The organism is Undibacterium sp. MH2W, from assembly GCF_049340215.1.
Classification (GTDB): Bacteria; Pseudomonadota; Gammaproteobacteria; order Burkholderiales; family Burkholderiaceae_D; genus Undibacterium.
Map to the genome: position 1 here is coordinate 88,557 of NZ_JBMPPA010000007.1, position 17,913 is coordinate 106,469.

The following is a 17,913-nucleotide window of genomic DNA, read 5'->3' on the forward strand; positions in this document are numbered from 1 at the left end:
TAAATTATGCGAAATGTTCTTCATTTCGATTTATAATCGAGATGATTTACGTATACGTCAATTTGACTGATCGCATGTTCGCGCTAGCATGTCAGTGCGCGCTGTCCTGTAGAAAGGATTAGTATGTCGTGTTGGTCAAATCAAGCGTCATCCGGTTTCGTTTTTAGCATTACACCCAAATAGCAACACCCTCAGTATCCCGAAAATTAGCTCATAAAGGCAGAACTATGAAAGTCCTGGTACCAGTCAAACGAGTAGTCGATTACAACGTCAAAGTGCGCGTCAAATCTGATGGCACAGGCATGGATATCGCCAATGTCAAAATGTCCATGAATCCTTTTGATGAAATCGCCGTCGAAGAAGCAACGCGCTTGAAAGAAGCCGGTGCAGTTACTGAAATCGTCGCTGTATCTTGCGGCGTGGCGCAATGCCAGGAAACACTGCGTACAGCGATGGCCATTGGTGCTGATCGCGGTATCCTCGTTGAAAGCGATGCAGAATTGCAACCATTGGCCGTTGCCAAGTTGCTCAAAGCACTGGCTGACAAAGAGCAACCACAATTGATCATCCTCGGTAAGCAAGCCATCGATGACGACTGCAACCAAACCGGCCAAATGTTGGCTGCTCTGTTGGGTTGGCCACAAGCAACATTTGCTTCCAAGGTCACTGTAGCAGACGGTAAAGCAACAGTAACACGCGAAGTGGATGGTGGTTTGGAAACATTGTCCCTGACATTGCCAGCGATCATTACAACAGACTTGCGTTTGAATGAGCCACGCTATGTGACTTTGCCAAACATCATGAAAGCCAAGAAAAAACAATTGGACAACGTGAAGCCAGCCGATTTGGGCGTTGACGTAGCATCCCGCGTTAAAACACTGAAGGTTGCAGAACCAGCGAAACGTAGCGCAGGCGTGATCGTTCCTGACGTTGCTACCCTGGTTTCTAAGCTGAAAAATGAAGCAAAAGTTGTTGGCTAATCGTTGCCGGCCATTTTTGTGATTTCTCAGATTAGCTGAAATTATTTTACGAATCATTGTTCACCAGACTACTTTTGCTGGTGATTTACCAAGTGGAAAACATCATGACTACACTCGTCATCGCTGAACACGACAACGCTAGCCTTAAAGGCAGCACATTAAACACGATCACTGCAGCAGCACAATGCGGCGGCGACGTTCACGTTTTGGTTGCAGGTTTTAACGCAGGTGCTGCGGCACAAGCTGCTGCGCAAATTGCTGGTGTGAGCAAAGTATTGCACGCTGACGCAGCTCATTTTGCTGATGGCCTGGCAGAAAACGTCGCGGAACAAGCATTGGCTATCGCTAGTGGCTACACACACATCCTGGCACCAGCAACCGCATACGGCAAAAATATCCTGCCACGCGTCGCTGCAAAACTCGACGTATCTCAAATTTCTGAAATCACCAAAGTCGATTCTCCAGACACATTTGAGCGTCCAATCTACGCTGGTAATGCCATCGCTACGGTGCAATCCACAGATGCCATCAAAGTTATCACTGTACGTACAACGGGCTTTGATGCCGCTGCGACAGGTGGCTCTGCTGCTGTTGAAACAATCACAGCGGTTGCTGATTCTGGCAAATCCGCTTTTGTTTCCCGTGAAGTCGCTAAATCTGATCGTCCAGAATTGACTGCGGCAAAAATCATCGTTTCCGGCGGTCGTGGTATGGGTTCAGCAGAAGCATTTAAAGTCTTGGAACCATTGGCTGACAAACTCGGTGCAGCAATGGGCGCATCCCGTGCAGCAGTTGATGCAGGTTATGTACCAAATGACTGGCAAGTGGGTCAGACAGGTAAGATCGTTGCGCCACAGCTGTACATTGCGGTGGGTATTTCCGGCGCGATTCAGCATTTGGCTGGTATGAAAGATTCCAAAACAATCGTCGCGATCAACAAAGATCCAGAAGCACCGATCTTCTCCGTTGCTGATTACGGCATTGTTGGCGATCTGTTTGAAATCGTTCCACAACTTGTTACAGAGTTGGGCTGATAGTTTGCGCATGATCAGCCGGTGGTTCGTTACGAGCCGCCTAGGTTGAATGAGACAGAATCGGTGGTTTGTCGCTTCATAAGCAGCAATGCGTTGTAGTAGTGACACATGGCTGATTCTGTCTTTTTTTACGCACGTAAGCTTGTTGTATGTGTGTGATGCCATCATGGCCGACACAAAATCGTTTTAATTTTATTCTGGTGCTGACAGGGTCGGTAGAGGTCAGACAGTGCCAGAGCATCGCAGAGCAATTTTGTTTCTGTCATATCTACTTTTGGGGAAATGCTATGAGTTATGTTGCACCAGTAAAAGACATGTTATTCGCGATTAATGAACTCGCAGGCTTGTCTGACGTCAATGCGTTGCCAGGCTGTGAAGATGCAACCGCAGAAACCGTTGAAGCAGTGCTCGAAGAAAATGCAAAATTTGCCGGCGAAGTGGTAGCTCCATTGAACTGGGAAGGTGATAAAGCGCCAAGCTACTGGAAAGACGGTCAGGTATTTACGACAAAAGGTTTTAAAGAAGCATTCAAATTGTTCGGTGAAGCCGGTTGGCAAGGCGTGCAGCATCCACAAGAGTTTGGTGGTCAAGGTCTGCCAAAACTCGTAGCGACCCCTTGCATCGAAATGCTTAACTCAGCCAGTATTTCCTTCGCGCTCTGCCCATTGTTGACAGACGGTGCGATTGAAGCCCTGTTGACAGCCGGTAGTGACGAACAAAAAGCCATTTATCTCGAAAATTTAATTTCCGGTAAATGGACTGGTACCATGAACCTCACAGAGCCACAAGCAGGTTCTGATCTCGCGATGGTGCGTACTCGCGCTGTTCCTCAAGGGGATGGAACTTACAAAATTTTTGGTACAAAAATTTACATCACCTACGGTGAGCACGATATGGCAGAAAATATCGTCCATTTGGTGCTGGCACGTACGCCAGATGCACCCGAAGGCGTCAAAGGAATTTCTCTGTTTATCGTGCCAAAATTCTTGGTAAATGCAGATGGTTCACTTGGTGCGCGCAACGATGCACATTGCGTTTCGATCGAACACAAACTGGGTATTAAAGCCAGCCCAACCGCTGTATTGCAATTCGGCGATAACGGCGGCGCAATCGGTACATTGGTTGGTGAAGAAAACCGCGGTCTGGAATACATGTTCATCATGATGAATGCGGCACGTTTTGGTGTAGGCATGCAAGGTATCGGCGTCGCAGAACGTGCTTATCAAAAAGCCGTTCAATACGCACGTGATCGCGTCCAGTCGCGTGATCTGGCAGGCTCCGCAGGTCCTGTCGCCATCATTCATCATCCAGACGTACGTCGCATGCTCATGTCCATGCGTGCACAAACAGAAGGTGCACGTTCGCTCGCCTACGTTGCCGCAGCCTTGAGCGATGTCGCACATCATCACCTCGATGCAGACACGCGTAAAGCGAACCAAGCAGTCTACGAGTATCTCGTGCCCATCGTCAAAGGCTGGTCCACAGAAATGTCCCTCGATGTCACATCCACCGGTGTACAAGTGCACGGTGGTATGGGCTTTATCGAAGAAACAGGCGCTGCACAACATTACCGTGACGCAAAAATTTTGACGATTTACGAAGGTACAACCGCTATTCAGGCCAACGACCTGGTCGGTCGTAAAACTGTTCGTGACGGCGGCGCAACAGCCAAAGGCCTCATCGCACAAGTCCGTGCCGTCGAAGCAGAATTGGCCGCAGTAGGTACGCCAGATTTACTCGCAATCCAAGCACAACTCGCTCTCGGATCAGCAGCACTCGAAGAAGTCGTCAACTTCATCGTTGCTAATGTGAAACAAGATATCAAAGCCGTATTCGCAGGAAGTGTTCTCTACCTCAAGCTCGCAGGTATCGTCCTCGGCGGCTGGCAAATGGCGCGCGCAGCATTGATCGCGCACAACAAGCTCCAGGCGGGTGAAGGTGATGCCGCGTTCTATCAGGCAAAAATCGTGACAGCGCGTTTCTTCGCAGACCACATCTTGTCAGCAGCGCAAGGATTGAAATCGGCGATTGTGGGGGGGAGTGCAGGGGTATTAGGTCTCCCAGTCGACCAATTCTAAGACGGACTTCCGAAAAACCGCCCCAGCGGCGTTATGGCTCCTTGCCGCACTAAAGTGCTGTCTGCGTCGCCATGCCTTGCTGGGACGGCTTTGCGAAAGTCCTTGGCTTCCGAAAAAATGTCCCGGCGGCGTTATGGCTCCTTGCTGCACTAAAGGCCTGTCTGCGTTGCCATGCCTTGCTGAGACGGTTCTTGTTAGCCTGGTATCTTGGAAACAAAAAGACCTGTTAAATATGATTTAACAGGTCTTTTTGTTTGTCCATTCCGCCGTGAGCTTGCAAAGATGCTCGGTAGGTGAGGATAAAGGGTGGGGTAGTGTCAGGCGATACTACTCATCGTTGCTTGGGTGCTCTCACGTGTGAATTGTGCGGTAAAGCAAACCCATCATTGCAGCAACTTAACCGTATGCCCCACCGGTGTAAAACAAATCAAAAGCTCTAGCAATAGTGCCAATCAGGGCGATAGCGCCGATCCCGACGGTGAGTACGAGAATGAGCGCTAGTGGCCATGATGACTCACTTGGGTGATCGGAATGCTGGTTATGAATGGCGTCCCATTTTTCATCGGGGGTAAGGCCAATGATGAGCGCTTCCAACAGTGCTACCAAGAAGGACAGTACCAATGCACTGTAAGTGATTAAGCCGGGTTGTCCGAAAAAAAAGTGACTAATGATGAAAGAGAGGGGTAATGCGATAAAATGCAGCCAGCCCCATTTGTCGCTTTTGCCATACATATAAAATCGGTGTGCTCCGATGCCGCCGATGAGTGCAGCGAGCAATGTGGTAATTGTTTTATTCTTATGTGTCGACGTCATTGAAGTGGTTTTCATCGTAAAAGAAGAACACTGATTGTAGCGCGATGTCTTTGCTATGGGCGAAAAGCAGACGCTTCTCGTCGAATTCGTTGATAATCCTTGCGTGTTTTGTTTTAAGCGGGCTATAATCTACAGCTTTTTCCGCGTTTAGAACATTTTTTGGAAATATTATGGTCGTTATTCGTTTAGCTCGTGGTGGCGCAAAAAAGCGTCCTTTTTACAATATCGTTGCAACTGATTCCCGTAATCGTCGTGATGGTCGCTTTATCGAGCGTATCGGTTTTTACAATCCAGTAGCAACTGGCAATGCAGAAACAGTACGTGTTGCAGCTGACCGTCTGGCTTACTGGCAAGGCGTAGGCGCACAATTGTCTCCGGCAGTTGCACGTCTGGTTGCTCAAGCTGGTAAAGCAGCAGCTTAATAGTTTGCTCGCGATGTCAGTAGGAGTCGATGTTCCTGACGATTTAGTCTTAGTTGGCTACGTCTCGGGAGCATTTGGTATTCATGGTTGGGTAAAGATTCGTCCTTATTCAGCGGATGCCGATGCAATGCTGTCCTCCAAAACTTGGTGGATAGATAAGCCTGAATTGCGAAGCGTTCAGCGCATGGAAGCAAAAATCCATGGCGAAGACGTCGTCGCAAGGTTGTCAGGTGTAACAGATAGAAATGGGGCTGAGGCGCTTAAAGGCGCAACAGTCAAAATTTCGCGTCAACAGTTCCCAGTGTTATCCGATGGCGAGTTTTATTGGGTAGATCTGGTCGGCTTGCAAGTTGAAAACCTGCAAGGCGAGAGCTTGGGCGTGGTCAGAGATCTCATGGACAACGGTGCGCATCCAATTTTACGGGTGGCGGCAGCGGACATTCCAGAGGCTGATTTGCAAAAGCACGAACGATTGATTCCTTTTGTCGAACACTTCGTCAAAGAAGTGAATCAAGAAGCGCGAAAAATTCAGGTTGACTGGGGTAGTGATTACTAAGCCGATGGAATCAGAAAGCATTGCTATGCAGTTTGATGTCATCACGCTGTTCCCCGAAATGTTCGCAGCAATCACCCAATCGGGTGTGACGCGGCGTGCATTTGAAGAAAAAAAGTGCGAATTAAAGCTGTGGAATCCTCGTGATTTCACCACAGACCGACACCGAACTGTGGACGACAGGCCTTACGGCGGCGGTCCAGGTATGGTGATGTTGGCGAAGCCCTTACAAGCGGCAATTCAGGCAGCGAAAGCGCGCCAAAGTGCACTTGGCAAGGCTGAACCAAAGGTGATCTATTTATCGCCGCAAGGCAAGCGCCTCACGCATCAACGCGTCATGCAAATGGCAGATTTATCTGGCATGGTTTTATTGTGTGGACGTTATGAAGCGGTCGACCAGCGATTGCTCGATTCATGTGTGGATGAAGAAATCAGTCTGGGGGATTTTGTCTTGTCTGGCGGAGAATTGCCCGCTATGGCACTGATGGATTCAGTGATTCGCCAGATACCCGGTGTACTCCACGATGATTTGTCCGCAGTACAAGACAGCTTCGTGAATGTATTGCTGGATTGTCCGCATTACACCCGACCAGAAGAATTTGAGGGTCGCGTTGTTCCACCCGTGTTAATGGGAGGTAACCATGCTGAAATTGAAAAATGGCGGCGCCAACGCGCACTTGAAGCAAGTGCGCTGAAGCGACCTGATTTGATTGATGCAGCGCGTGAGGCTGGTTTGCTTAGTCGTGCAGACGAAAAGTTTTTAAACAGTTTGTAAGTTTTCTGATCTGCATTGCAGATGAGATATTGAAGCGCATACCTAGGTATGCATGTTAAACCCCATCCTCTACCGGACTTAAGTCAGACAATGTCTGCGGTGTCGGCAAGATGGTTATCGGAGTATAAAAATGGATCTGATCCAAAAATTAGAGCAAGAAGAAATTGCTCGCCTCGGCAAAAACATCCCTGACTTCGCGCCAGGTGATACAGTTGTTGTTAACGTTAACGTTGTTGAAGGTACACGTAAACGTGCACAGGCTTACGAAGGCGTTGTTATTTCCCGTCGTAACCGTGGTTTGAACTCTAACTTCATCGTTCGTAAGATTTCTTCCGGCGAAGGCGTAGAGCGTACATTCCAATTGTATTCTCCTTTGATCGCTTCTATCGAAGTGAAACGTCGCGGTGACGTACGTCGCGCTAAGTTGTACTACTTGCGTGAACGTTCAGGTAAATCTGCACGTATCAAAGAAAAATTGCCAGCACGTAAAGTGGCAACAGCAAAAGCAGAATAATATCTGGCGATGTTGTTTAAAAAAGGATGCTTCGTGCATCCTTTTTTTGTTTTTACCGCTATTTTTTTATTTTTTCTCCCTCTTTTTTCGCTCTCACCACCGCTGACCGCCTCTCGTCACTTTTAACCACAATTGATGGTGATTGATGCAGACCTCCTAGGTCGCGCATAATCAGCATAGCGTGCGCGCTTTGTAGTCTCGGTTATTGTAGCCACAAAGAAATACTTTAATGCGACAATAGTGGGTGATCGTGCTCTTGGAATCCTTGAGTGACTGTCAGCGGTCGTTGTCGTTGGGGCGGTGTAGGTCACCTGTCTCTTGCCGTTGCTTTTTTAACGTTGTTTTTCTACCGAATTGATCCCTTGTGAGTAAACTGATTTTTGATCCCGAGCAGTTGCCAGTCATTTCTATTGCCAATGAAGAGGCTGTCCCTTCATCCAGACTTTCAACGGACTGGTTGCGAGATCGTTTCTTTCAGCCGCCAGTGTGGACGCCAGAGGTGCAAACGGAGGGACCCTTATTCGGTGAACTGACTTTTCGCCCTGCTTCCGTGTTAATCCCTTTGGTATCGCGCGAGGAGGGCTTGCACGTTCTATTAACGCAACGTGCTACGGGTCTCCATCACCACGCTGGGCAAATCAGTTTTCCGGGTGGTCGCTACGAGCCTGCAGATGTGACACCCGTCGAGACGGCGATCCGAGAAACTGAAGAAGAAATTGGTCTTGATCGTCAACGTATTGAAGTGATCGGCATGCTGCCAGAGTACAAAACTGGTACAGGGTACCAGGTCACACCGGTTGTCTCTTTGGTGACGCCGCCTTTTGAGGTTCGCACTGATCCAGGCGAAGTGGCCGCCGTTTTTGAGGTGCCACTGCACTTCCTTATGGATGGTCGGCACCATCAACGTCGCGCCTTTCAAATGCCAGATGGTAGTGGGCAACGTATATTTTATGCGATGCCTTACCAGCAGCATTTTATCTGGGGAGCGACTGCTGGGATGCTCAGGAATTTGTTTCATTTCTTACGCGCATAAATAGTTTGTCATTGCGCATAGAACAAAGCTTCATAATCTCTGCAATTGCGTTTACACTTGCCGCATTAGCAAACTATTTGACGATCGTCGTCGCCGCGACGTTAGCCTAGCCTACCATGACATTTCTCTCTATCCTGTTTGCCTTACTGATCGAACAACTGAAACCTTTGCGTGCCGATAATCCTATCTACATGCAAATACAAACGCTCGCCACAAAGATTGAAGCGTCATTTAATGCGGGTAAGGTCAAACATGGTCGCTTAGGGTGGTGGTTAATGGTGGGGTTATTGACCTTACCTACAGCCTTAATCCATTGGTTTTGCTTACGTTTCAGTCCCTTCGCGGCATTCGCTTGGAACGTCATTATTGTGTATCTCACCTTAGGTTTTCGTCGATACAGCCATTATTTCACCTCCATTCAACTCGCTCTCAGTTCTGGTGATGACGAAAGCGCGCGCCGTTTTCTCGCTGAATGGACGCATCGCGACACCAGTGACATGGATGTCTCAGAAATTTCCAGAATTACCATTGAGCGCGCCCTGATTGCGACACACCGCAACGTCTTTGGTGTGTTTTTCTGGTTCTTGATGCCGGTTGGTCCAGCGTGTGCGGTGATGTATCGCGTCGCCGAGTATTTAGCTCGCGCTTGGACAGAGCCAGAGCACATGAAAAATGAAGAATTCGGCATCTACGCCACCAAGGTGTTTTACTGGATCGATTGGATTCCTGCGCGATTAACGGCGGCGGCATTTGCTGTTGTCGGTAATTTTGAAGATGCTGTGTACTCTTGGCGTAATTATGCCGACCGCTGGACGGACGAAGTGGTGGGGATCATTCTCTCAGCGGGCGGTGGAGCGCTTGGCGTGCGTTTGGGCGAACCAGAAGAAAAAGCCATGGTCTTGCAAGCGGATGCGAGTGCTGTCGATGTGGATAGCCTCGAACTTGAAAGTCAGCCGGGTGCAGAAGCCTCCCCGCGCGCCTTGCAGAGTGCTGTCGGTTTAGTCTGGCGTGCGTTGTTGTTGTGGATGTTGTTGTTATTGTTGTTGTCATTTGCTGTCTGGATTTAATCCAGATCGTGAAGTAAAGAAGCCGCTGTTTGCGGCTTTTTTGTTTTTCAATCAGCTATCGCATGGATGATTGATTCTTGATGGCACATGATGTGTTGTGGATTGCCACTACCTTAGGCAATCCTTCGTGTTTTTCTTGTTTCTTATAAAAATATGTCAAAACGTAGCAGCGTCATTGATACAGCCAGAGGTATTGGTATCGTCTTGGTTGTTTTTGGCCACAATTGGATCATTGCGCATGATCATGGTGCTTTATTTCGGGTTGTGTTCTCGTTCCACATGCCGCTGTTTTTCTTCCTTGCTGGCCTATTTCTCCGACCGACAGAAGGCATTAACACATTCGTTTCATCGAGAGCAGATAGCTTGCTCAAACCCTACTTTGTGGTCTTAGGTGCATGGGGTGTGCTTCGACTGATCGTGGCAAACATTCCGGTGTTGCCCTATTTCATGGGAGTGTTATATGGCACGGGTTTCACCATTGAGTGGGTGCCTCTGTGGTTCTTACCGCACTTATTCGTCAGTCTTTTACTGGTATTGGCGTTAATGAAATGGGCTACCCATTTTTCTTCTCCGAGACGATTTTTGGCATGGTCCATGTTGATTTGTCTGCTATCGGGGTGGTATGCGATGACATGGTTACAAGCGCAACAATGGCAAGATATGCAACCATGGTATGCCAAGCTTAATCATCTCACAACAGAGTTTCCAGGATTGCCGTGGAGTCTTGACCTGGTTGGTATCAGCGCGGCTTTTGTGCTGGCGGGTTTCCTTGCACGGGAGGCGGTACTTGCGTTTCGTTTTCATTGGCGCAACACAATCTTGGTCGGGGCCGTATTTGCTGCGTGTCATCTTCTGTATGGGCAGACGATGGATTTGCATATGCGCGAGTATGGCAATCCCGTAATCTCTAGCCTTCAGGCCGTGGCGGGTATTTATCTCAGTATCAGCCTTGCCGCTTTTATACAACGATTCGAGTCGTTATCAAAAGGCATGATGGCGTTGGGGCAGGCCAGTTTATTCATTTTGATATTTCACTCGTGGATCGAATGGAAAGTGTTTGGTCTATTGCAACACCACGGCATCGGCGACGATGTTGCCGCTTTGATTGCCTTGTTCCTGGGTGTTGTCTTACCCGCCTTATTGTGGCGCTACATGAGTTTATTCCCATGGTTGGCCGCCCTGTTATTGCCTAAAAAAAATAAAGTATCAAGTAGTTAATTGAAAGTAATAGGTTAATTATTTGATATCCAAGAATGCTGCTGTCTTTTCTTGATCTCCGTGGCGTGTGCTTTACTAAAGGAGGAAATACGCTATATTGGAGTCATTGCGTGGACCATATCGCTGCTGTTGGGATGATTTTTTCGATAACCGAACGAGCAGGCATTATTTTTGCATGGCTGAATTTAAATGTATCGGAGGTTTCGATTCAAGTCTTCTATAAGATATAATACCTATGTATTTTGAAAGCTCAGTATCACAGAATGATATTGTTGCTTTGTTCAATTTTGCTTCACAGCGAGCCGAGCACATGGCCGATTCCAAAAACACACAATCAAAGCCGATTAAAGAATTTTTCATCCAGGGTATTACCAGCGATGGAAGGCAATTTCGCCCAAGCGACTGGGCGGAGCGTCTTTGCGGCGCCATGTCTTGCTTTAGTCCGGACGGTGGACGCAATTCTCATTTGCAATATTCCCCGTACGTGCGCCCCATTTTGCTTAACGGTGTTCGTTCAGTTGTGGTAAATGAGGCAATTCGCGACATCGAGCCACTGGCGTACCACTTTGTGCTCAGTTTTGCAAAAGATAACGATTTGCAAATTATTGACGCTTGCCTGATTCCTGACGAACCAGAAAAAAAGAAATAAAAGCGCGAACCACAATAGCGATGAAGCCCTGAGGAATCAGGGCTTTTTGTTTTTTGTCTGCGTCAACGCCGATCGGATTTCAGAATGACATTCGTTAAACATACTTACTACCCGCTACTTCGTTATTTTCATGTCGGCGAAAATTCAGTGTGTGTTAGCCTATTCCGTCAAGAAAAGGTAGTGGTGGTTCAATATTGAAATGAACAAAACGTCTTTCCATACCTCGTCATTCCCGCGTAGGCGGGAATCCAGAACGCTTCAGCAAATTCGAATAGGAGACGTAGGAGTCGTGGTCCAACGCTGAAGGTGCTCGCGCACCACTGGATCACCCGCCTGCGCGGGTGATGACGAGCTGAGTGGGTAATGGCGATGTGCGCGATGGATGACGAGGCGAGTGGGTGGCATGGCATGGAGCAAGTGAACCAAATGTATTTGATCTTGAATAGGCGACATTTAATTGTACGTCATTGTATTTTGGTAGCAAAAAAACAATAGTGTTTCAACATTGAAATCAACAAATCGTCTTTCCACACCTCGTCATTCCCGCGCAGGCGGGAATCCAGAGCGCGTCAGAAAATTTGAATAGGAGACGTAGGAGTTGTGGTTCAACGCTGAAGGTGCTCTCGCACCACTGGATCACCCGCCTGCGCGGGTGATGACGAGTTGAGTGGGTGATGACGACGTTAGCCGTTGATGACAGCGTTAGCGGGTTTTAGCGTCATTAGTGGATGTTGACGTCGTTAGCGGATGATGACGAGGTGAGTGGGTGTCGACCACGTTAGCCGTTGATGACAACACTAGCGCGTTACTTTGTACTGCGAGGGGCTGAATGCTTTGGTTACTTTATAGTCGCGTAGACCCGCATGTTTAGAGGTTCTTCCGGTCACACGCTTGCGCCATAGGGCGAAAGAGCGAGGCTTAAGCTGGCTGCGCATGAGTTTGATGACGTCTGTTTCGGTTAATCCAAAATTGAGCTGAATTGCCTCGAAGGTGGTTTTATCTTCCCATGCCATTTCAATGATGCGGGAGATTTGTTCTGGGTTGAGATTGACTGAGGCCATCGTCGCTTTGGATATCGTTGTTAAACAAAATTGCGCAGGAATTACGCTGTGGCTTAGTGTAACATTTTTAATTGAATCGCGATTCTTGGCGCAATGCGCGGCATCACAACAGGACGTTTCGATTGATGTACTGAGCCAAAATGTGAATCGCACTATAATGTGGTGACTATTTTTTTGAGGCGCACCGTCATGAAAAACTATGTACTGCATATCAATGGTGAAAAGCACAAGGTTGACGTGGATCCTGATACCCCTTTGCTGTGGGTCTTGCGCGATACGATCGGTTTAGTGGGAACGAAATACGGTTGCGGTGTAGGGCAATGTGGTGCCTGTACAGTGCATGTTGATGGTGTGCCGAGTCGTTCTTGCTTAACCCCTGTTTCGACAGTCGGTGCGCGCAAGATCACCACCATTGAAGGTTTGGATCATCACGCGCAACATCCGCTGCAACAAGCGTGGCAGGAACTGGATGTTCCGCAGTGTGGGTACTGCCAAGCGGGGCAGATCATGACGGCTGCCGCCTTACTCAAGTCCAACCCGCGTCCCAACGATGCGGATATCGATGCGGCAATGGCCGGAAACTTATGTCGTTGCGCGACCTACTTACGTATTCGGGCTGGCATTCATCGTGCTGCAGAATTGCGTTTGACGACTCCATCATCTGCTGGGAGTAAAAAATGACCTTCCCGTTACCCCAATCGCAATCTCTATCACAATCTCGTCGCGATTTTTTACGTCAATCTCTGGCTGGTGGTTTAGTGTTAGGGATGGTTGGCACGGGTGCGCTGGCGCAGATTAGCAAAATATCCGAGCCGTCTCCTGATTTTAGACCCAATGCGTTTATCCGTATTGCAACGGATGGGCGTGTGACGATTGTTTCCAAGCAGCCTGAAATTGGTCAAGGGATTAAAACATCGCTACCGATGGTGATTGCGGAAGAACTCGAGGTTAATTGGAAAGATGTGCAGATCATTCAAGGTGATTTGAATCCGATCTATGGCAGTCAAAGTGCTGGCGGTTCTACTTCAACACCGACGAACTACAACGATTTTCATCGGCTTGGCGCGACAGTGCGGACCATGTTAATCACTGCTGCGGCCCAACAATGGAGCGTACCCGTGACCGAATGTCGGGCAGCGGAGAGCGCGGTGATTCATGATAAAACGAGCCGTCGTATCCGCTATGCGGACTTGGTCGTGACGGCATCGACATTGCCTGTACCTGATCCGAGCGTTGTACGGTTGAAGGAGCCTTCGACCTACAAGCTATTAGGTACCCGCATCGGCGGCGTAGACAATGCAGCGATCGTATCCGGCAAACCGCTATTTGGTATCGATATAAGCCTTCCTGGCATGCTCTATGCCACCTTCGCAAAATGCCCCACATTAGGCGGTAAAGTGGTGAGCGCCAATATCGATGAGATCAAAGCATTACCTGGTGTGCACGATGCTTTTATCATTGACGGCGTGTCAGATAATCCGCGTGGATTAATGTCAGGCGTCGCGATTGTTGCTCGTTCGACCTGGATCGCATTTAGTGCACGTAAAAAATTGAAAGTCGTCTGGGATAAAGGGCGCGGGGCAGCAGATCGTTGGGAAAATTTTGTTGCACAAGCGCAGTCTACATCGCACCAGCCTGGCGAGAAAATTTTACGCAATGATGGCGATGTTCATGCTGCCTTTCATAACGCAGCAAGCACCCTCGAAGCAGCGTATTCGTATCCATTTATTTCACATGCGAGTATGGAGCCGCAGAATTGTACAGCGTGGTTTCATGCCGACGTAGGGACGATGGAGTTGTGGGTGCCCACGCAAAATCCAGCCGCTGGACAAGACCTCATTACATCTACAATGCATATTCCTAAAGAAAAAATTACGCTGCACATGACACGGAGTGGCGGTGGGTTTGGGCGTAGGCTGAGCGCTGATTATGTTATCGAGGCGGCAGCTATTGCCCATCGTGTCAACGCCCCCGTCAAGCTAACGTGGTCGCGTGAAGATGACATGCAGCATGATCATTTCCGTGCCGGTGGATTTCATTTTCTGCGAGGCGCGCTTGATGAGAAGGGACGCGTGTCCGCATGGCACAATCACTTTGTGACGTTTGCGAACCGCATACAAAAAGACGGACAAAGCATCTTGCAACCGGGTAGCGGCGCTGCCTTGAGCGCAGATGAATTCCCGGGTCGTTGGATTAAAAACTGTCTATTAGAACAAACCGCGTTGGAGTGCAGTATTCCTATGGGGCCGTGGCGTGCGCCGGGTAGCAACGTATTTGCTTGGGTCTTTCAAAGCTTTATTGATGAGTTAGCCCATGCGGCTTCCCGAGACCCACTAGCGTTTCGCTTGGAACTGCTGGGCGATCAAGACATGGTCCAAGGTAGCGGTGATCGCGGCATTCCTTACAACGTTGCACGGATGAAGCATGTATTGCAACAGGTCGCTGAAAAATCGTCATGGGGGCAACGCCAGTTCCCGCGTGGACAAGGTCAGGGGATGGCGTGCTATTTTAGTCATCGCGGCTACATCGCTGAAGTTGCCGAAGTCACCGTATCAAAAAAAGGTGAGCTCACGGTCGATCGTGTGGTCGTGGTGTCTGATATCGGCTCGCAGATTGTCAATCTGAGTGGTGCTGAAAATCAGGTGCAGGGCTCGGTCATTGATGGACTCAGTACATTGATGTACCCAGAACTCACGATCGAAGGCGGTGCGATTGTTCAAAGTAATTTTCATCAATACCCTTTACTCCGCATGCCACAATCGCCGCCGCGCATTGATGTACATTTTTTGAAAACGGATTATCCAGTGACTGGTCTCGGTGAACCTGCACTCCCGCCGTTGGCTCCTGCCGTGTGCAACGCCATTTTTGCTGCGACAGGTAAGCGTGTACGTCAGTTGCCATTGAGTCGGACCGATCTGAGTTGGTCCTAACTTGGCTAAACGCTTCTATTGGGTTTTCCGCCACCGCGGAAAATGACGAGAAGCGGTCGTGATGCGCGTTGCCCATACTGACAACATCGCCCTTGAACATCGCCCTTGAACAACGACATTAGTAGTCCGCGGGCGATGCGGAGTGGCGTACATGGTCATGTCGAAACGCGTTCATGACTTGCTCCCGTAGCCATTGGTTAGCGGGATCGAGCTCCAGATTTTGATGCCAATACAGATATACATCCCACGAAGGCATCGTTAAGGGTAGTGGCAGGATTTGATTATCAAATTGCTGATTCACGATGCGGGCATAAGCTTCGGGCATCGTCAGCAATAAATCTGTCTGACTTGCTACGCGGCATGCTGCAAAATAATGCTGGCATCGTAGCCGTATCCTTCGCTGTAAGCCCAGTCGGCTTAATTCAAAATCTTCTAGTCCCATTCCTTTTCGTCGTGAACTGGCAAGAATATGTTCTGCTGCTAGGTACTGGTCCAGACTCAATCTACCCTGAACAACGGGATGGTCTTTCCGTGCCAATACGACGGTGGTATCGCGTGAAATTTGTTGACGGCGGATCTCTGATGGCAGTGGTAACAGCATATCAATAGCGACATCGATCGTACCGGCAGCAAGCTCGCTGACGAGTTCCCTCCGATCGACCTGAATGGCAGCGACATTGATTTGAGGTGCTTGGTTGGTAATGCTTTCTAACAGAGGGGGAAGAACGGTCGACTCCAGGACGTCGCGCAGGGCGAGGTTGAATTGCTTACTTGCTTGCGAGGGCTCAAATTTTCTGTTTTCGGTCAGGGTCATTTCTAGCCCGCGAAGAGCCTGTCTGACGGGCTCAATGATGCTGCGTGCAAGCGGCGTTGACACCATGATGTTGCCCTGTCGGACGAAGAGCGGGTCATCAAACATACTTCTTAGGCGATTGAGCGCATGGCTGATCGCAGGCTGTGTCAAATGAAGTTTCTGACTGGCACGGGTCACGGTGCCTTCTGTGTAAATCGCTTCAAAGACAATAAACAGGTTCAGATCAAGGCGTGATATATGCATAGAATTAATATTCTGAGATAACAACTATTCATTTGATCAATTATAGACCCAGACTTACACTCGGTGACTGAAATAGTGCGCCAATAAAGACCGTGTGGCGGAACCATTCGATGGCTGATACGATGAAAAGGGCAATACTGAGAGCCGCAGTCACATCAAGGCGTTCATCAACACGTTAACAGAACAAAAGGTGGAGTAACTCATGGCACAACTCTATTTGATCAGACATGGACAAGCCTCGTTTGGCAGTCAGAACTATGATCAATTATCGGAATTAGGTGGGCAGCAGTCGGCGCATTTAGGTCAATGGTGGGCCGAGCGGGATATGGCGATGCATCGTATCGTGACCGGAGCATTGCATCGGCACCAACAGACGGCCGAGGCGTGCATAGCGACGCTGCGCCGGCAAGCGCCTACAGCAGTCGATAAAACAGCGTGGATCACTGACGCTCGCTTTAATGAGTACCATCATCACGAAGTATTGGCGAGGCATGTTCCTGAATTTGATGATCCCGCCGAGGTAAAGCGTTTCTTGACCAGCAAGCCTGATGCGGGTCGCGCATTTCAAGACATTTTTTCAGCCGCCGTTGCGCGCTGGATTTTCGGTCAGTTTGACCATGAATACACCGAAACTTGGCATACCTTTCAGCAACGTTGTGTAAGTGCTTTTCTGGAGCAAGTGACCCGTGACGATGGTGCAAAAAATATCGCCATTTTCACATCCGGCGGCACGATCGCCGCGATTTGCCAGCACGTGCTTGGCATTCCTGATGCGCAATTTTCTGCATTGAATTGGTCCTTGGTCAATACCGGTGTAACGCGTATCCATGTCCAGCCCGGGAGAGAAGGACATGAGAATCGTTACGCACTTTCTTACTTGAATAATTTTTCACATCTTGAAGTATTAAACAACCCGAAGTGTATTACTTACGTTTAGGAATCGACGATGAAAGATCTTTTTGATTTACACGGTAAGGTCGCCCTCGTTACTGGGGCGAGTCGTGGTATTGGCGCCTCCATTGCCAAGCTGTTGGCGGCACATGGTGCATTGGTGATTGTCTCTAGTCGCAAGGCGGACGCCTGTGCCGCGGTGGTTGAAGAGATTGTCGCCGCTGGTGGTAAGGCCGAGGCGCGGGCATGTCACATTGGTGATATGGCACAGATCCAAGCGTTGTTCGCTGATATCGCAACGGCCCATGGACGTTTAGATATTCTGGTCAACAATGCAGCGACGAATCCACACTTCGGTCATATTGTAGATACCGATGAAGGCGCGTTTCAGAAAACGGTGGATGTGAATATCCGTGGTTACTTTTTTATGTCATCTGGCGCTGCGAAGCTCATGGCAACGCATGGCGGTGGCAGCATCATCAATGTGGCGTCGGTGAATGGCGTGATTCCGGGACCGTTGCAAGGGATTTATTCGATTACCAAAGCAGCCGTGATCGCCATGACGAAGTCATTTGCCCACGAGTGCGCGCAGATGGGTATTCGTGTCAATGCCTTATTGCCTGGCGCTACGGACACCAAATTTGCCTCTGCTTTATTTGGTAATCCTGCAATTTTAGAGAAAGCCTTAACGCGAATTCCTATGAAGCGCATTGCCGAACCTGATGAGATGGCTGGAACCGTGTTGTATCTGGCATCGGATGCGGCGAGCTATACCACGGGTGCCTGCATTAACGTGGATGGCGGGTATCTCGTCAGCTAGATCAATACTGTCTTCCCA

The 17,913-nt window shown here is 49.0% G+C and carries 18 protein-coding genes; 15 read left to right on the forward strand and 3 right to left on the reverse strand.

Annotation, left to right across the window (positions count from 1 at the left end; genetic code table 11):
* The first annotated feature begins 227 nt into the window (after nt 1-227).
* The 3 genes from ACO0K2_RS16060 (at nt 228) to ACO0K2_RS16070 (ending at nt 4,092) form a co-directional block, all read left to right on the forward strand.
* Nucleotides 228-980 carry an electron transfer flavoprotein subunit beta/FixA family protein gene (locus ACO0K2_RS16060; RefSeq protein ID WP_423020647.1) on the forward strand — a complete coding sequence of 251 codons (753 nt, stop codon included), beginning with the start codon at nt 228-230 and terminating at the stop codon, nt 978-980.
* 104 nt (nt 981-1,084) lie between these two features.
* Nucleotides 1,085-2,014, forward strand: a complete 930-nt coding sequence (locus ACO0K2_RS16065) for an electron transfer flavoprotein subunit alpha/FixB family protein (RefSeq protein WP_423020649.1) — start codon at nt 1,085-1,087, stop codon at nt 2,012-2,014.
* A gap of 287 nt (nt 2,015-2,301) precedes the next feature.
* The gene (locus ACO0K2_RS16070; protein ID WP_423020651.1) at nt 2,302-4,092 is read left to right on the forward strand and encodes an acyl-CoA dehydrogenase; all 1,791 of its coding nucleotides are present in this window, start codon (nt 2,302-2,304) and stop codon (nt 4,090-4,092) included.
* Nucleotides 4,093-4,488: 396 nt separating this feature from the next.
* Here ACO0K2_RS16070 and ACO0K2_RS16075 read toward each other — a convergent pair whose 3' ends face one another.
* Nucleotides 4,489-4,905: an NINE protein gene (locus ACO0K2_RS16075; protein WP_423020653.1), complete on the reverse strand. Its 417-nt coding sequence runs from the start codon at nt 4,903-4,905 to the stop codon at nt 4,489-4,491.
* 170 nt (nt 4,906-5,075) lie between these two features.
* Here ACO0K2_RS16075 and rpsP point away from each other — a divergent pair, with 170 nt between their 5' ends.
* From rpsP to ACO0K2_RS16115, 8 genes are all read left to right on the forward strand, one after another.
* Nucleotides 5,076-5,327 (forward strand): 30S ribosomal protein S16, encoded by a 252-nt coding sequence (rpsP, locus tag ACO0K2_RS16080; RefSeq protein WP_423020655.1) that lies wholly within the window; start codon nt 5,076-5,078, stop codon nt 5,325-5,327.
* A 13-nt stretch (nt 5,328-5,340) separates the two neighbouring features.
* Nucleotides 5,341-5,883, forward strand: a complete 543-nt coding sequence (gene rimM / locus ACO0K2_RS16085) for a ribosome maturation factor RimM (RefSeq protein ID WP_423020791.1) — start codon at nt 5,341-5,343, stop codon at nt 5,881-5,883.
* A gap of 25 nt (nt 5,884-5,908) precedes the next feature.
* The gene (gene trmD, locus ACO0K2_RS16090; RefSeq protein ID WP_423020793.1) at nt 5,909-6,655 is read left to right on the forward strand and encodes a tRNA (guanosine(37)-N1)-methyltransferase TrmD; all 747 of its coding nucleotides are present in this window, start codon (nt 5,909-5,911) and stop codon (nt 6,653-6,655) included.
* Nucleotides 6,656-6,785: 130 nt separating this feature from the next.
* The gene (rplS, locus tag ACO0K2_RS16095) at nt 6,786-7,169 is read left to right on the forward strand and encodes a 50S ribosomal protein L19 (RefSeq protein WP_423020657.1); all 384 of its coding nucleotides are present in this window, start codon (nt 6,786-6,788) and stop codon (nt 7,167-7,169) included.
* A gap of 364 nt (nt 7,170-7,533) precedes the next feature.
* Complete coding sequence (locus tag ACO0K2_RS16100) at nt 7,534-8,202, forward strand: CoA pyrophosphatase (RefSeq protein WP_423020659.1); 669 nt, start codon at nt 7,534-7,536, stop codon at nt 8,200-8,202.
* A 116-nt stretch (nt 8,203-8,318) separates the two neighbouring features.
* Nucleotides 8,319-9,269 carry a CobD/CbiB family protein gene (locus tag ACO0K2_RS16105; protein ID WP_423020661.1) on the forward strand — a complete coding sequence of 317 codons (951 nt, stop codon included), beginning with the start codon at nt 8,319-8,321 and terminating at the stop codon, nt 9,267-9,269.
* 153 nt (nt 9,270-9,422) lie between these two features.
* Nucleotides 9,423-10,487: an acyltransferase family protein gene (locus tag ACO0K2_RS16110; RefSeq protein WP_423020663.1), complete on the forward strand. Its 1,065-nt coding sequence runs from the start codon at nt 9,423-9,425 to the stop codon at nt 10,485-10,487.
* A gap of 310 nt (nt 10,488-10,797) precedes the next feature.
* Entirely contained in the window at nt 10,798-11,136 is a 339-nt protein-coding gene (locus ACO0K2_RS16115) for a DUF3579 domain-containing protein (protein ID WP_423020795.1), read from the forward strand.
* Nucleotides 11,137-11,933: 797 nt separating this feature from the next.
* Here ACO0K2_RS16115 and ACO0K2_RS16120 read toward each other — a convergent pair.
* Nucleotides 11,934-12,197: a TIGR03643 family protein gene (locus tag ACO0K2_RS16120; protein WP_423020665.1), complete on the reverse strand. Its 264-nt coding sequence runs from the start codon at nt 12,195-12,197 to the stop codon at nt 11,934-11,936.
* Nucleotides 12,198-12,386: 189 nt separating this feature from the next.
* On the opposite strand from ACO0K2_RS16120, the gene ACO0K2_RS16125 reads away from it, so the two are divergent.
* On the forward strand, nt 12,387-12,878 hold the full coding sequence (locus ACO0K2_RS16125) for a (2Fe-2S)-binding protein (RefSeq protein ID WP_423020667.1): 492 nt from the start codon (nt 12,387-12,389) through the stop codon (nt 12,876-12,878).
* Nucleotides 12,875-15,127, forward strand: coding sequence for a molybdopterin cofactor-binding domain-containing protein (locus tag ACO0K2_RS16130; RefSeq protein ID WP_423020669.1), 2,253 nt, complete (start codon nt 12,875-12,877; stop codon nt 15,125-15,127). Before ACO0K2_RS16125 ends, ACO0K2_RS16130 begins: the two co-directional genes overlap by 4 nt.
* 118 nt (nt 15,128-15,245) lie before the next feature.
* Here the strand turns inward: ACO0K2_RS16130 and ACO0K2_RS16135 are convergent, their stop codons facing one another.
* The gene (locus ACO0K2_RS16135) at nt 15,246-16,184 is read right to left on the reverse strand and encodes a LysR family transcriptional regulator (RefSeq protein ID WP_423020671.1); all 939 of its coding nucleotides are present in this window, start codon (nt 16,182-16,184) and stop codon (nt 15,246-15,248) included.
* Between the two features lie 202 nt (nt 16,185-16,386).
* On the opposite strand from ACO0K2_RS16135, the gene ACO0K2_RS16140 reads away from it, so the two are divergent.
* Nucleotides 16,387-17,121, forward strand: coding sequence for a histidine phosphatase family protein (locus ACO0K2_RS16140; protein ID WP_423020673.1), 735 nt, complete (start codon nt 16,387-16,389; stop codon nt 17,119-17,121).
* A 9-nt stretch (nt 17,122-17,130) separates the two neighbouring features.
* On the forward strand, nt 17,131-17,895 hold the full coding sequence (locus tag ACO0K2_RS16145) for an SDR family oxidoreductase (RefSeq protein WP_423020675.1): 765 nt from the start codon (nt 17,131-17,133) through the stop codon (nt 17,893-17,895).
* Nucleotides 17,896-17,913 lie beyond the last annotated feature (18 nt).